Raw genomic sequence first — 16,282 nt, 5'->3', positions numbered from 1 at the left:
TTGTTAAAACATGATTTAGTCCACTAAAAAGTCCACAATAATAGGATTAATTAAAGAATAATGGATGATGAATCTAGCCTATACATGTTTATATTGTATAATAAATCATAAAGAATAACTCTAATAATGTGAAGCTAATGTAGAATTATAGTTTGTAAAAAATAGTAATATAAAAATGAAAAATGCTATTCTAAAATGCTCAATTTAATCCAAATTTTGTGAGTAATTATTACGCTCTTTATAAAATAAAAGTTAATCACGATAGATCTATAAAAATAAGTTTAAGAAAATCTTTTAAAGGATTTTTTAAGTTAGTAGAAAAGAATCTAATATAAAAATCTATTTACATTTAAATCGAAACGAAAGAAAGGAGGACGTAATTTATGTCGAGGCTCAATAGAATTCAAAACGAAATTAAACAACTAGAGGGAGGTAGATTTCAAAAATTATGTGACAGCTATCTCTACCGTAAAAGAAATTGGGATGGTCTAGTATCGCTTGGTTCCATGGAGGGAGCAGATAAGACCACCAAAGGAATACCTGATACATATTTCTTTGACAATCGAATAAATAAATACATCTTAGTTATGTATGGAACTAGAAAAGATTCTACAGCTAAGCTAGAACAAGATATAAAAGAAGCAATTGAAAAAACAAAGATTGATAAAAATGATATTAAAGAAATAATTTGTTGTCACACTTCTTCTAATTTAACTATAGAGAAAGACAAGAAACTAAGAGCTTTAGCGGGGCCAATCGAATTGACTCTTATAGGGATAGATACATTATCTCATGACCTTCTTCAGTTTAAATATCAAGACATTATAAAAGATTTTCTTGGAATAGATGAATCAACAGAGCAAGTTTGGAATATAGAACAATTTATATCCATCCATGACAGAAGCAAAACGAACGCACCTTTAACCACCGCCTATATAGATGGAGTAGATACAGTTGAAGGATTAGTAAATAAATTAAATAATCATCAAATCCTTTTATTATCTGGAGTAGCAGGAGCAGGGAAAACTAGGGCAGCTATTGAGTTGTGCAAAAAATTACCTAAAGATAGTAATATAATTTGTGTTAAGAGTAATAACATGCCTGTTTACCAAGATATTAAGGATGCATTAGATAATAATAGAGTAAATTATTTACTTTTAGATGATGCAAATACAATTACTAATTTTGAAGCGATTGTTAATTTATTGAGGTTAGATGAGTATGAGAAAAATTTAAAAATTATCATTACGGTTAGAGATTATGCACTTTCAGGAATTATTAATTTATTAGAACCATTTCAAATAAAAATACAAGAGATTTACTTGATGGATGATGAGCAACTTGAATTACTTATTAATAGTATAACTAAAATATCTTCTCGTAATCTTAGAAAAATAATGGAATTATCTCATAACAATCCTAGATTAGCAGTAATTGCAGCTATTATGATGAAAAATCATAATTATGAATTTCTCGAGAATGGCAAAGATATATTGGGTAATTACTATAATCAAATTATTAAAGAAAATGCTCTTTCTCAGAATGAGAAGATTAGTCTATTTATTTTAAGTTTTAAAAATAAAATAAACCTGACTAATTCAGAATCCTTAGAGGAATTAGCAACTTTTTTTAAAATAGATTTTGATATTTTTTTAGATTCGTTAAATAACTTACATGATAAAGAGTTATGTGATGTATTTCAAGATAAAGCAGCTAAAGTTAGCGATCAAAGTTTGTCCGATTTTATTACTATAGATTTTATTGTAAATAGTAGAATTTTTAAAATAAGAGATTTTTTTATAAATTTGTTCCCAAAATATAAAAAAGAGATATTGAAAATGCTTGTACTTGTTAATAATTTTGTAACTTTAAAAAGCTGGACAAACTATTTGGAAAATGAAATAAAATTTATTTACAATGAAGTTATTGAACATTTTAATAAAGAGCTTTTTTTGGAACAATATGCAGTGTTAATACCTATTGAAGCACTATCCTATATTAATCAAAAAATAAAAGATGCTGAGAGTACCGAATATCAAATAACTCAAAAAGAATTTGAAGAGAAAAAAGGAACTAATAGAGTTAATGATCCAATTATTAAGATTCTTTGTTCATTATCAAATAGTGAAAGATTTAATGATGCTGGTATGTTTCTTATGAAATACTTTAAAAAAAGACAGGATAAAGTTTATGAGGTCTTTTCAGCAATCGAGTCGAAGTTTGATATTGATGAGGACTGGAAGTTTTATTTAGAAAAAAGGTTTTGTATTTTTGAAATCTTTTCAAAACAAAAAAATATTAGTGAATTAACAGCTTTGTTAATTGTTAATATTGCTGAAAAATTCCTAAAGTTCTCTGGGGAAAAGTTAATTGCTAATGGTCGATCAGTAGTCATTAATCGTTACACATTAGTAGATGGAGATTACTTAAGTGAACTTCATAAAAAAATTTTTGATACGCTGTTTGAAGTTTATAATTTGGATTATGTGGAAGTGAATAACTACATAGATAAACTATTATTTAATTATCCGACTTATGAGGTAAGTAACGGTTTTTTTAAAACTGTTACTTCAGATTTAAAATATTTAGAAAATCTCTTTTTTAAAGATTTAGGTAAGCTAGATATAAGGAAAGAAGCAATAGTATTTAATTTGTATTCAGAAACGAAAAAGTTAAAGTTAAAACCGCAACCATTTCTTGGATATAAACTATCAATTACTCAAAGTATTTACAATACATTCTCATCAAATATGTTAACATACGACGATTCCAATTTTAATTATGAGGAGTCTCAAGTGCTTAGGTTAAAGAAACTTAACAAAGTTTATGAGGAATACTCAGATAGCTTACCATGGTTATTCAATACCTTATCAAAATATCAATCAGATGAATTACTGGATAAATATGAATTACAAGAATCAATATTTATGTTATACACTCATTCAAAAGTAGATGAAAAAATAAAAATACTAATAGCTTTATTAAACAGTGAATTTAGTATCCAAAATTATCATTATGATTGCTTTATGGAGAAATTATCATTTAAAAATGGAAAAAAAGTTTTAAATAGCGTCAAAAATGAAGTTAAAGAAAGCTGGTATCTTTCAAATCTTATAACTTCTAAGAATATTGATAAAGATATGTTGGAAGAACTTATTTTGTTGTTACGGAAACTTAAGAATTATGAGATATTAAATTGTTTTAGTATTTTATGTTTTGAAAGTTATATCCAACTGGATACTAACATCTTAGATATATTAGTTAGTAAGTATAGAGACGGTGAAATACTAGAAAGCTTTTTCTTACCTAACTATGTATCTGAAGAGCAAGCCAATAAGATAGTAGCAATAGTTGGTCATAAAGAATTAGAAGAAATTTATTTGGATAGTTTCAATACAAAAAATGCTGATAAATCAGGAGAGATTTTTAAAAGACTAATAAGAAAAAGTGATGCTAACTTTATTTATTTATTTCTTACTAAAATGAATATAGAACAAATGAAATTAAATTTTGTAAATCGTAATGTTCAGCTTAAAAATATATGGGAATCACCAATCGCATTGGAAGGAATTAAAAAATATCTAGATTTTTTAATCCAATCAAATCGTGTAAATCATTTTGGTATAGATCCATATTTAGAAGAAATTTTTAAGACGAATATTGAAAAATCTGTAGAGTTTATAAAAAAAGAAGTTTCTAATACCAACGATGAAAATAGGTTAGTCGAACTGTACAACCTATCTCTAGAAATATTTGATGATGAGATATTACTAGGTCTGTTGGAACTACTTAAAGAAAAAAATGTAGAAATGGATTTTTTTGAAAAATTACATTTAACAATGCGTATTAAAAGTTGGTCAGGAAGTTTAGTCCCATATTTAGATAAAGAGATTAGTTTTTTGAATAAACTACTTAACATTTTTGATGATATAGAGTATATTTCTCACTCCTTAGTAATTACATCAAGAATAGATTCACTCAAAATCCAAAAGGAAAAAGAACTTCTTTCCGATTATTTAGAATGAAAACGAAGGATAGGGCCTTTTTTAAAATTTACTTTAGTTGTTAATTTTTAATATATATATCGTTTCACATTAAACTGTTTAAGTTAATTTTCAAAATAGCTCCTAATTCACCTCAATGTTTAAACCGCTCATAACGCTATCCGTAGTAAATGAAGTCTTTACGGCTAAAATAATGAGACGGAGATTCATAAGAAATCGACTACCATTCAACTATATAGTAAAAAAACATACTAAAATTAGTATGTTTTTTTAGCTTTTCTGTTCATGTAATTCTACTATTCCGACTAACTCTTATAAAAGCTAGGAGATCGATTTTTTAAAGTTTTTTAAAAGTTAGTAGAGAAAATATTGTTGTAAACTTCTTCAATATCTGAATCAATGGCAGGAGTGTCATGGTCTACGCCCTTAAGTACTATTTGGAGAGCATCAGCATTTTCTTCGTTCGGTGGCACAATAGTTTTTGAAACGATATCATAGTCACCTTTAAACCTATAGTATTCAAAACCCTTGATAAAACCTAGTAAATTCAGATAAGTAAGATATTGTTTAATAGCTTCTAGAGCAGGACTCCTTTTGTATTGCTTATTTCCAGCTCTAAAGCGATATGGAGCAATATAATCCCAATTTATAAATTTTTTTCCATCATATTCTATAAACCATTTCCAAATTCTAACTACTGAAATAACAGAATTTTCTTTTCTGTGATAGAAAAATTGTTCAAAAAGAGCCATTTGCCAAATCCTTCTATCACAATTAAAGGCAATTTGTCCGCTTACGGGAATGTCTAAGTAAAATGGTATATTTTGTTTTGCTCTATAAAAGAATCGCGTTTTCTTGAAGTGTTCGTAAACACATTTATCATTTTTTAAATTAGAAACGATTATTTTATAGTTGTCTGATATAAATGCCTGCTCTAAATTTTTTATTTTCTTTATTGCTAGATATTTTTTACGTTCCTCATCCTCCAAAAATTTTTTTCGCATTTTATTAGCTTCCAATTCCCTAGCAGCAGCTTTTTTAATTGTATTATTTAATAGTTCCTTATTTCTATCTATAAGTTTTTTCAAATTTTGTTCATAATGGATGTTATAAATCCATTTCTTTGAATCTAGTTTATCGATAATAACTTCTTTTAAGTCGGCTCTATCGAACTCTTGGTTATGAAAATGGCTGATATCTATTTCTATAGCGGAAACCCCTAATTGTTCAATTTTCTTTTTTTTAACTTCGTCAACGAAATGAGTTACTGCAATCTCAACAATTAATTGTCTGGATTTCCCTTTTTTTGAGATTAAAATATCAGGAATAATATCACTGATATTTTTTTCTAAGACTACATTATCAAAATGGAAGTCATATACATCAGAAACGCTATAGAGTTCTGATTGCCGATTAAGGCAATCGTAGTCATAAGGATCATTAAAAATACAGCCTTCTTCTTCTGGATTTAAAGTATAAGCTGGAAGGATAATATGCTGATTTTCTTGTAAAATTTCTTTTGCAAGTATATGTAAAGCTGTTTCCTGGGCAGTGATTATGTTACAGGCGTCGTTGTGATGAGCGAAGTGTGGGCGCCTTTTTCCATTACCCAGTCTGGCTTGTAAAGGGACACCACAAGCAGGGCAAGTACAGGAGCAAGCCAATCCGCGTTCATTTTCAGAAATTTCTGAAATATGGACAATGATTTCGTTACGGATACCAAACTGCAATTGAATATCAGTATACTTATAGGAAGATAGTAGTTTCTTTAATAAAGTATTATCGATATTTGCAAATGTATAGTTTATAGCAGACTTAATGCTGATCCATGTATATTGAACGGCATTGTTTTGTTCAATCTTATGAGGAGCAAATGCTTCAAAGCATAAATAAGAGTTGCATGAAAACTGTTCTTTTAGAGTAGTTATTTCTAAGTTATACTTCTTCTTTATCATATTTTCAATACTAGAAAGGGAATCATGATCACTTATATTAGGTAATATATATTGATTGTTATTAAAGAGTTCAACCAAGATTTTATTACCATTTCTAATAACAAAAAACAAAGTCTGTTTCAATTTAACACCTCCAACTATTAGTTGAAATAATAGCAAATGTATTAGTGAGTTAATAATAATACTTTGCTATCTATCGAATAATCAAACCTCAACCACCACATCTTCCACAATCTCAAACGGTCCTGGCGTTATCTCTGCTCTCTTATTCCCAAAAAAATCAGTATCAAAGTTATAGGGTAATCCATCAGCTTTTTCGTATGCCATATCAGCATGATATGTTTTGCCTAGTAAGTCTGTAGAAACTAATTCAACGTTCGTTCTGCTCAAACATTCCGCGTCTTTAACTGTAATCTTAACAACCCCAGTCTCTGAATCCGTTGTAATATCAAAACCACTGTTCTCATAGACTGTTGCTTCTGCTTCATGACGACTTGGTAGGGCGTCATTCAGATAAAGATTACCGTCTGCTGCTACTGGCAATATGACGTTTCCGACAAAGAAGTCTTTAGCAGTGTCACCTAAAGCAATGAGTTCCTCTTTAGAATATTCCCATAATTGTTTATCGTTGGCGTTTGGATGCTTGTTATAACTACCTAGTCCAACGGGGTACAAGTAACAAATGGAATCGTCTGGCACGCCATCCATTACCGTTTTCCCATCACCAAGCACTTCGCGCGGTTTAAGTGGCAAATGCTCAAAGAATGTGACGGGAACGGGCTCTTTTTTTGTTTCACCGTCACCTAAGAAAATGTTGTTGTAGTAGCGGTCATCACCGCTTGATATACTCGAAAAACCAGCCATAGCTGTTTCATGAGGGAAATGATAGGGCGTAATCCGTGATAGTTCTGATTGGACAATAAAACGGCCAGCAAATAAGTTATGCACAAAGGCACCACCTTGAGCCATATTTCTAAAGTTCATCGGCGATAAAAATAAGTTGTTATCCACAAGGTAAGGGCCGTGACAAACTTCAACGAATAAGTCTTCAGACAAGTTATCAAAGAAGGTATTTTGATTGATGCGTGTGCCTTGTGCTTGCCAATCTAACCAAATACCGCGGTAGCTACTGTGGATTTTATTTTCACTAATTTGTGTATCCAGTGCGGCATGCAACTTAATACCAGCAACTTCAGCGCCGTGACGTAGGCGTTTGTGGTGAATATTGTAAATATGATTTTGGTAAATGCTACTGAATGCACAGCCCATATGACCGACAATCGCAGCTTGCTCGCAGTCATGAATCACGTTTCCACGCACAATGTGACTACCAATGGTATCTCTATGCCAACCAGCTCGCAAAGCTTGTAAGATAACTTCTTGTTCGCGCTGTGTACCGCCTTTTTATGCTTTCCGTTATATTTATCATGACCAGTACCAATTGACGTTCCCAAGCTTATACCAACATTTTTCGATTCAGAAATATGGTTATTTTCAATAATCCAGCCTTTGCTCCAGTGTGGGCAATTAATTCTTCTTGATAGCTTGTCGGTGGCGCCCATTGCGGTGAAGCTTGTCGCAATGTGAATCCGCTTACGGTAATGTAGTCAAGACCTGGCTTTTCAGGCCAAAAACAATGCGGACGGACGTTAATTTCAACCGTCTCGGTACGAGGATCTTTGCCACCGAAATTTGCCCAAATGGTTGTCGTAGAAGAATCGACTTCACAGTACCATTTCAAGAGGGAGTCTTCTGGGTATTTAGCATCGGACCACACTTCAGGATGTTGAACTTCTGCTAAACTGCCACATTCGTAAAGTGAGTGATGATCTAAATACACCTCACCTAAATGGGCGTTCAAGGCGCCGTCGAATAACCAGTCACCGCTTAATAATACATCATAGGGATTACGAAATTTGAAGAGGGTGTTCGGTACTTCTGTACGCCACACATTGTCTCCTTCATATGCCCAATCAGTGATTCGGTCGGCACCAGTAATAACAACTTCGCCGTCACCCGCAGTCTTATAGGTAATCGGTTGATCAAAGGTACCACCATTGGCTGAATTTACCCACTCACGGTAAATATCGCTATGAACAATGACTGTGTCGCCAGGCATTGCAACTTCGGCCGCGCGTGATATGGTTAAAAATGGTTGTTCCTCCGTTCCACTAGAGTGATCATTTCCTTGCTTTGATACGTGATAATTCATTAAATCGCTCCTCGCTTCAAATTAATAAATAAAGCCCTTATAACAATATATAGAAGATAGGTAAAGAGATGCAAGCTAAGATTAGTCAATAATATTTTGTAATTTTTAAAAATTACAGAATATTATTGACAATTAAAAATATAATGCTAAACTAAAAATATACAAAGTAATTCTTTTAAATTACAGAAAGGAGAGTCGTTTTGAAACTTGAACAACTAGCTGAAATATCAGTAGGTGTGAATGTAACGAGGATTAAACAAACTGCATACGAATCGCGACTGCTTTATTCAAATGATGATTTATTGAATGATTTAAGTATGGGCATACGAACAAAAGAGATTGAGCAGATATCAGCTGATACAAGGAATACAGAGAAATTCATCATTAGTGAGGGAGATATCCTGTATAGCTTTGTTAGTTCCAAGGTAGCAATTGCAAGTAAAGACAGTGAAGGAAAAGTATTAAATCAAAATTTCGCAAAGTTGGATCTTAAATTTAAAGAAATTAATCCACGTTATCTGTGCTATTCTCTCAATGAATCTAAATGTGTAGAGAAGCAAATGGGAGTGCTAATGCAAGGTAGTGTAGCACCCAAGATGACACCAGCTATTTTAAGACAGGTAGAAATTGAAATTTTACCAAAAAAGCAACAACAAAGAATAGGAGATTATTATTTCTATGTCTTGAGAAAAAAGTCTCTTGTATTACAAGAGCTAGAATTACAACAAAAAGTATATTATGAGATACTAGAACGAATGAACAAATAATAGGAACGAGGAATATAAATGAGTGCAAATTTAAATCAAAGACTTTTTAGTGCAGCGGATAGTTTACGTAGCAAAATGGATGCATCAGAATATAAGAATTATTTGCTAGGACTAGTTTTCTACAAGTATTTATCAGACAAATTATTACAAAAAGTGGTTGAATTAGCAGATGAATCTTTAGAAGAATACGACACAGCTGATAAGCAAACAGATCTTTACACAAGCCTGTTAGCAGATGAGGAAGTAAAAGAAGATTTGATTGCTACGTTAGTAGATACATTAGGTTACGATATTGAGCCACAATATTTATTTAATGTTCTAACGAATCAAGCTAAAAAAAATATTTTCCAATTAAATGATTTGAGTAGAGCTTTTGTAGAACTTTCAAATAAATATGATAAATTTACTGGTTTATTTGATGATGTTGATTTGCAATCTCGGAAACTGGGTGGCGATGATCAGCAGCGTAATGTCACGATTACAGAAGTACTTAAAAAGTTGGATGACATCAATGTTATTAGCCATGAAGGAGATGTCATTGGAGACGCTTATGAATACTTAATCAGTCAGTTTGCTTCCGATGCTGGGAAAAAAGCTGGAGAATTTTATACACCGCAAATGGTTTCAGATATGATGGCGCAAATTGTAGCGCTGGGACAAGAAGATAAACGACATTTCAGCGTGTTTGATCCAACGATGGGATCAGGATCATTAATGCTAAATGTCCGTCACTATTTAGACTATCCCAATGGTGTTTCCTACCATGGACAAGAGATGAATACAACAACGTATAATCTAGCTAAAATGAACTTAATTCTGCACGGGGTAGACTCAGAAAATATGCGTCTACGTAATGGAGACTCTTTGAATAAGGATTGGCCAACAGAAGAACCTTATACTTTTGATTCTGTTGTGATGAATCCGCCTTATTCAGCGAAGTGGTCTTCTGATGATACATTCTTAGATGATTCACGTTTCAATCGTTATGGAAAACTGGCGCCAAAATCTAAAGCGGACTTTGCATTCTTATTACATGGTTTCTACCACTTAAAAGAAACAGGAACAATGGCTATTGTTTTACCACATGGTGTTCTGTTCCGTGGTGCAGCTGAAGGAACTATACGTAAAAAGCTGTTAGAAGACGGTAGTATTTATGCAGTTATTGGAATGCCAGCAAACTTATTCTTTGGGACCTCAATTCCAACGACAGTTATCATTTTGAAAAAGAACCGAGAAAGTCGTGATGTTCTCTTTATTGATGCAAGTAGTGATTTTATAAAAGACAAAAGTCAAAATAAACTGACTAAAGAAAACGTTACTAAAATCGTAGAAGCTTACAAATTAAGAAAAGATATTGAAAAATACGCACATTTAGCAACATTTGATGAGATTAAAGAGAATGATTTTAACCTAAATATTCCGCGCTACGTTGATACGTTCGAAGAGGAAGAACCAATCGATATGGTTGCGGTTGGGAAAGAGTTAAGAGAGATTCGATCTGAGAAAAAAGAATTAGAGAAAGAATTAAAGGAAATGATTTCGTCACTACAAGCTGGGCCAGAAAATGAAGAGTGGTTACAAGCAGCATTAGAGGTGTTTATGCATGACTAAAAGAGTACCTGAGATTAGATTTGAAGGTTTTACTGATGATTGGGAACAGCGTAAGTTAGGTGAAGTAGCTAAAATTATTGATCCTCACCCAAGTCATAGAGCACCTATTGCGGTTATAAAAGGAATACCATTTATTGGAATTGGTGATGTTGATGAAGATGGAAATATTAATTACAAGTCATCAAGATTAGTGGATGAAAAAATTTATGATGAACATCATAAACGTTATGATTTAAGTAAAAATTCTATAGGAATTGGTAGAGTTGCTTCTCTCGGTAAAGTTATTAGACTTAGAAATGACATTGGTAAATATGCAGTCTCTCCAACGATGGCTGTTATTCAATTTCATGAAAATAGTTATAATGACTTCATGTATGCAACAATGAGCAACCCTGAGTTTCAAAAACAATTTAAATCTTTAAGTAATGGATCAACAAGACAATCTGTTGGTATGCAAGATTTGAGGGTGTTAGAAATTCAACTACCTAACAATATAAATGAACAAAAGAAAATAGGGGCTTTCTTCAAGAACCTTGACCATACTATCGCTCTTCATCAGCGTAAACTAGAACAACTTCAGTCGATTAAGGACGGTTTTTTACAAAAATTATTTCCAAAAGATGGAGAAAAAGAACCTGAAATTAGATTTTTGGGGTTTGCTGACGATTGGGAACAGCGTAAGTTGGGGGAATTGTCTGAAATTTCAAGAGGCGCTTCACCAAGGCCAATTCAAGATCCAAAATGGTTTGATAAAGATTCAGATATTGGATGGCTAAGAATAGCTGATGTTACGGAGCAAAATGGTAGGATAACTCAGTTGGAACAGAAAATATCAAATTTAGCTGAAGAAAAAACAAGAGTATTACTAACACCTCATTTACTATTGAGTATTGCGGCAACAGTTGGTAAACCAGTGATAAACTACGTTAAAACAGGAGTTCATGATGGATTCTTGATTTTTTATAAGCCTCAGTTTGACCAAGAATTTATGTTTCAATGGTTGGAAATGTTTAGACCAAAATGGCAGAAGTATGGACAACCAGGTAGCCAAGTTAATTTAAATTCTGAATTGGTAAAAAATCAAGAGATTCTATTGCCATCGTTGGATGAGCAAATAAAGATTAGTACTTTTTTCAAAACACTCGATGATGCTATCGCCCTTCATCAGCGTGAACTAGAATTACTTAAGCAAAGCAAAAAAGCATTCTTACAAAAAATGTTTGTATAGGAGGTGTGAAGTATGGGTAAAATTGTTTTTCAAGATGAAAGCGAAATTGAAGAACGCTTGATTGAAGTTTTGGGAGAAGGGCGTAATCAGTGGACCTATCGCCCTGATTTGAAGTCAGAAGAAGACCTTTGGAGTAACTTGAGACAGAAGATAACGTATAAGAATTTGTCCGAATTAGGAGAAGTACCGCTAACCGATAAAGAATTTGAATTGATCAAAACACAAATCCTATCTCGCACCCAAACTCCATTTGATGCGGGAAAATGGTTGCGCGGAGAAAACGGGATTGCTAGAGTTACAATCGATAGAGAAGATATCACACTTGGACAAGTTTCTTTAGTTGTAAATTCAAACCAAGATATAAACGGCGGAACTGCCTCTTATGAAATTGTGCATCAAATAGCTAAAAATAGAAGTAGTATCGAGAATCGCGATCGTCGCTTTGACATTACACTCTTGATTAATGGATTACCAATCATCCAAATTGAATTGAAAAAAGTAAATGCGAAAGATGGTATCTATCAAGCATTTAATCAAGTAAAAAAGTATGCAGAAGAAGGCTTATTTAGAAATAATATTTTTTCAACTCTACAATTATTTGTTATTTCGAATGAGAAAACAACCCGCTATTTTGCAAATGCGATGCCAAAAGATATGCATAAAAAGTTTCTATTTAGCTGGCGAACAACGGACAATAAAAAAGTAGACAACTTATATGAATTCAGCAAACAAGTTTTAAATATTCCTGATGCTCACCATTTAGTGGCTATTTATACCATCCTAAGTGAAGACCAGGATAATCGAAACATAATGGTTCTACACCCTTATCAAATTCATGCTATTGAAGCACTTTTTCAAGCAGTTTCGAAAAGACAATCAGGTTATATTTGGCATGCGACTGGATCTGGGAAAACACTGACTAGTTTTGTAGCGACAAAGCTCTTAGCCAAAGCAAATGGAATTCATCGAACGATCATGTTGGTAGACCGAAAGGACTTAGACAACCAAACGACTAGTGAGTTTACCAAATTTGCGTCAGAGTATAATACGGGTGTTTCGAGTGGTAGCGGCAAGGCCAATACGTTAATAGTTGGAACTGGGAGTTCTAAAGAATTAAGTGATACATTATTGGCTGATGCAAATTCTAATGTTGTCATTATTACAACACGTCAAAAGCTAGATGCAGCAATGAAGTATGCTAGAAAGCAAGAAGAGAAAAATGGTGCAACTCGCTACAAGAAGTTAATCGGGCAACGAATTGCTTTTATAGTAGACGAATGCCATCGTGCGATTAGTCCTGAAAATATGGAAGAGATTAAAACCTTCTTCCCTAATTCACTTTGGTATGGCTTTACGGGTACACCTATTTTTGAAGAAAATAAGAAACAAGCAAAAGGACAGCTTGCCCGCACAACGCTTGATCAGTATGGCGATAATTTACATACTTACACGATAAAAAATGCTTTAGAAGATGGTTCTGTACTCGGTTTTCAAGTCGAACACGAAGATACGATTGAGCCGATTTCTCTGGAAAATCAAATCCATAAGCAATTAAAAACTTCGGAGAAATATGAAAGCTACTCGCCAGAACAGCTGAATAAAGTTATCGATGATTTTGATAATATCAAAAAAGAAACATTTATCAAACCTGCTACTTATGAGCGAGAGGAGCATATCGAAAAAGTTATCAAAAAAATATTTAGGCCAGATAACGCCTATACCAAATTTGATTTTAAAAATGGTAAACCACAAAAGTCTGCTATTTTAACAACGAGTTCGATTGAAATGGCTAAAAAATATTATAAAGCCATTAAAGAAATGACGGCTAGTGAAAACTGGATGGAAAAAGAATTTGCCAAGCATCCTATTCGAGCAGGACGGACAATGGATGATCCTGATTTCCCAAGAATTGCGATTACCTATTCGCTAGATGAGAATGATGATAATGCCAAAGACCAACAGGATGACATGAACGCAATTATTGCCGACTATAACGCCTACTATCATACTGCATGGTCATTATCCGATATTGAACGTTATAATGGTGATATCAATAACCGATTAGCACGAAAAAAGGCAGAATTTAAGCAATTTGGTAAGCAAGTTGATTTGGTTATTGTAGTTGATCGCTTACTAACTGGATTCGATGCGCCGACAGTTCAAACACTATTTATGGATCGTACGATGGAATATGCAGGTTTAATTCAAGCTTTTTCGAGAACAAATAGAACCTATCCTGAGAAGGAAAAGGGCCTTATTGTGACATTCCGTAAACCATTTACTATGGAAAAAAATGTTGAGAAAGCTACAAAATTGTATTCAGAAGCAAAGGAAGAAGCGGGTCTCATTTATCCGACATACAAAGAATCAAAGAAAAGATTTGAAGAGGCATATAAGAAGATTAAAGAATTCGTTATTACCTCTGACTCCGTTGATGAGCATACGACCTTAGAGACACGTATTGAATATATAAAAGCCTATCAAGCTCTTTCAAATGCCTACGAAGCTCTTGTGACTTACGATGATTACAATGACGAGTCAACGAAGCTAAAAGATAAAGTCTTTGTTTTAGAAGAACAAATGGGTGTTTATCAAACAGTAAAAGGTTCGATTGTTGACGAAGATGTTGAGGGAACCCATCCAGATTTATCTGAAATTGAATTTTTCAGTGGAAACAGTGCAAAACTCTATGACATTGATTCGACTTATATCGATCAACTATTGGGAACTTATTATGCTAATAGCCCAGATGTACGAGACGAAATTGAAAAAGCGATGATGAAATTAAATAAAGCTGAAATTGTTCGAAATGTATATCGTGAAATCCTAGATGCCATAGATAGTGATGACGTAGATGAAAATGCAGATATCTTTAGCATTAAACGTTTGTATTTTACGAATGCTAAGAACAATGTTATTCATAGTTTTGCAGAAGAATGGGCTGTGGATGTTGATCAACTTTATTCTTCAGCCGTGCAGTATACTCCAGGAACAGAGAATACACCGAATATTGGAAATATTATTGATAGCAGCAACTTTGAAATATACAAACAAAAGAATTCAAACATCAAGCGATTTAAATACTTACAAAATATTAAACGCGCGTGGCAGATAGTCTTGGATGAAGTTGTGATACCGTTGGAGAATGAGTTAAGATAACGAGGCAGACACCAGAAGCTATTTAAGTGAAGGTGTCTGTTTCTATATATTAGAAAGGAGATCGCATCATGGATGCAATCGAATTGAGAACCCAAAAGAAATTTACTGAAGATATTGAAACTTTGAAAGATAACTTTGAAGAATTTATTAATATTCATCAAAATGCAACAAATTATGCTAATACAGAGGGGGCTATACTGTGGATTATCAGAGGCTGTATTGACTACTTTTTTGAATTAGAAACTCATTTTTTAGGAACGGACAATAATAGTGGTGTTCCCGATATAAAGGCGGATCGCTTTGCAAATAATTTCTATAGATTAGTAAATGCAATAGATTATTTAAAAGAATTATGGAAATTTGATATTGATAAAAACGAAGACATTAATTTTCTATTAGACATTCGTACTTTAATTGTTCACTCAGGTGAAAAGTTAGATAAAGTAAAGTCACTAAAATTGAAAGATTACAAGGATAGTCAGTTAGGTCGTATATTTGTTCGTGAAAACTGTAGAGCGTTTCGTTTTCCAGATGAATACTCTGATATGGATTACTTAATACAGATTTGGAGTGATAAGCATGACAAGTCAAAGAAACATAATTTAGAAAAAGTTGATCATCATATTACGAATAAAAGTTATCATGATACAGATATTTTTTTGAAATCTGAAGATGTAAAAAATATCATACTTTGCTACATTTCAGAACTTTGCCATTGTAGAGGTAATGTGGAAATTACTCCAAACCGATATTTTCCAAAAGAAGTAAGAAAAGAGCAATTTATAGATAAACACACAGGAAAAATCGAATTCGATAAAATAGTTAACTTAATATCTAAAGATACAAATGGGGGATACTTTGAAGAAAATAAGGTAGGTTATTGGAAAGGTTTTGGGTTGAAAAAGATGTATGAATATACAAAAAAATATCTAATGGAATCTAATCCTATTCAGAAAATTATTTTAGATAAGATATACGATACGATGTCTCAATATTGGGATGACTATGAAAATAACTCCCTACAATCTCATGAAATAATAAATCTAGATATTAGAAGTGTATTTTCCGATTATACACCTAGATATAAATTTAAAGGATATTTAGAAGGACAAAAATTATTTAATTACATAGCACCTTACTTCAATACAAAAAAACAAACGTTAATTACAGATCAAGATTATTTGGAAAAGTTTGTTTTCTCGGCCAGTGAAGCACTTGGAGTGGAAATTAATATCAAACAAGAAATAGATAATTTAGTATGTGACTATTTTGTTAAGTCAATTGAGTTAAACCTAAATACTCAATAAGTAATAAGAATGGGTTAGTGTTGTTAAGAATTGAGAAAA

General features: G+C 32.6%; 9 protein-coding genes. 6 read left to right on the top strand and 3 right to left on the bottom strand.

Features of this window, described 5'->3' with window-relative positions; all coding sequences use genetic code 11:
• Positions 1–383: 383 nt before the first annotated feature.
• Positions 384–4,025, top strand: a complete 3,642-nt coding sequence (locus EJN90_RS03340) for an nSTAND3 domain-containing NTPase (protein ID WP_126108861.1) — start codon at positions 384–386, stop codon at positions 4,023–4,025.
• 326 nt (positions 4,026–4,351) lie between these two features.
• Here EJN90_RS03340 and EJN90_RS03335 read toward each other — a convergent pair whose 3' ends face one another.
• The 3 genes from EJN90_RS03335 to EJN90_RS03325 form a co-directional block, all read right to left on the bottom strand.
• The gene (locus EJN90_RS03335) at positions 4,352–6,082 is read right to left on the bottom strand and encodes a competence protein CoiA family protein (protein WP_126108860.1); all 1,731 of its coding nucleotides are present in this window, start codon (positions 6,080–6,082) and stop codon (positions 4,352–4,354) included.
• An 81-nt stretch (positions 6,083–6,163) separates the two neighbouring features.
• Entirely contained in the window at positions 6,164–7,321 is a 1,158-nt protein-coding gene (locus EJN90_RS03330) for a right-handed parallel beta-helix repeat-containing protein (RefSeq protein ID WP_164543991.1), read from the bottom strand.
• Positions 7,322–7,415: 94 nt separating this feature from the next.
• Positions 7,416–8,171, bottom strand: coding sequence for a hypothetical protein (locus tag EJN90_RS03325; protein ID WP_126108858.1), 756 nt, complete (start codon positions 8,169–8,171; stop codon positions 7,416–7,418).
• A gap of 200 nt (positions 8,172–8,371) precedes the next feature.
• On the opposite strand from EJN90_RS03325, the gene EJN90_RS03320 reads away from it, so the two are divergent.
• The 5 genes from EJN90_RS03320 (at position 8,372) to EJN90_RS03300 (ending at position 16,243) form a co-directional block, all read left to right on the top strand.
• Positions 8,372–8,938, top strand: a complete 567-nt coding sequence (locus EJN90_RS03320; RefSeq protein ID WP_126108857.1) for a restriction endonuclease subunit S — start codon at positions 8,372–8,374, stop codon at positions 8,936–8,938.
• Positions 8,939–8,956: 18 nt separating this feature from the next.
• The gene (locus EJN90_RS03315; protein ID WP_126108856.1) at positions 8,957–10,549 is read left to right on the top strand and encodes a type I restriction-modification system subunit M; all 1,593 of its coding nucleotides are present in this window, start codon (positions 8,957–8,959) and stop codon (positions 10,547–10,549) included.
• Positions 10,542–11,777, top strand: a complete 1,236-nt coding sequence (locus EJN90_RS03310; protein ID WP_126108855.1) for a restriction endonuclease subunit S — start codon at positions 10,542–10,544, stop codon at positions 11,775–11,777. The genes EJN90_RS03315 and EJN90_RS03310 overlap by 8 nt, the downstream gene beginning before the upstream one ends.
• A 12-nt stretch (positions 11,778–11,789) precedes the next feature.
• A complete protein-coding gene (locus tag EJN90_RS03305) occupies positions 11,790–14,936 on the top strand; it encodes a type I restriction endonuclease subunit R (protein WP_126108854.1) in 3,147 nt (1,048 codons plus the stop codon).
• A gap of 68 nt (positions 14,937–15,004) precedes the next feature.
• Positions 15,005–16,243, top strand: a complete 1,239-nt coding sequence (locus tag EJN90_RS03300; protein WP_126108853.1) for a hypothetical protein — start codon at positions 15,005–15,007, stop codon at positions 16,241–16,243.
• The last annotated feature ends 39 nt before the right edge of the window (positions 16,244–16,282 follow it).

The organism is Jeotgalibaca ciconiae, from assembly GCF_003955755.1.
Taxonomy (GTDB): domain Bacteria; phylum Bacillota; class Bacilli; order Lactobacillales; family Aerococcaceae; genus Jeotgalibaca; species Jeotgalibaca ciconiae.
Note: the sequence above shows the minus strand (reverse complement) of the source record. Positions and strands in the feature narration are given on the sequence as shown.

What these genes read in the sequence shown, in the direction of transcription:
- EJN90_RS03315 (WP_126108856.1), top strand. Translation starts at nt 8,957, where the DNA reads ATGAGTGCAAATTTAAATCAAAGACTTTTTAGTGCAGCGGATAGTTTA.
- EJN90_RS03310 (WP_126108855.1), top strand. Translation starts at nt 10,542, where the DNA reads ATGACTAAAAGAGTACCTGAGATTAGATTTGAAGGTTTTACTGATGAT.
- EJN90_RS03305 (WP_126108854.1), top strand. Translation starts at nt 11,790, where the DNA reads ATGGGTAAAATTGTTTTTCAAGATGAAAGCGAAATTGAAGAACGCTTG.
- EJN90_RS03300 (WP_126108853.1), top strand. Translation starts at nt 15,005, where the DNA reads ATGGATGCAATCGAATTGAGAACCCAAAAGAAATTTACTGAAGATATT.
- EJN90_RS03340 (WP_126108861.1), top strand. Translation starts at nt 384, where the DNA reads ATGTCGAGGCTCAATAGAATTCAAAACGAAATTAAACAACTAGAGGGA.
- EJN90_RS03325 (WP_126108858.1), bottom strand. Translation starts at nt 8,171, where the DNA reads ATGAATTATCACGTATCAAAGCAAGGAAATGATCACTCTAGTGGAACG.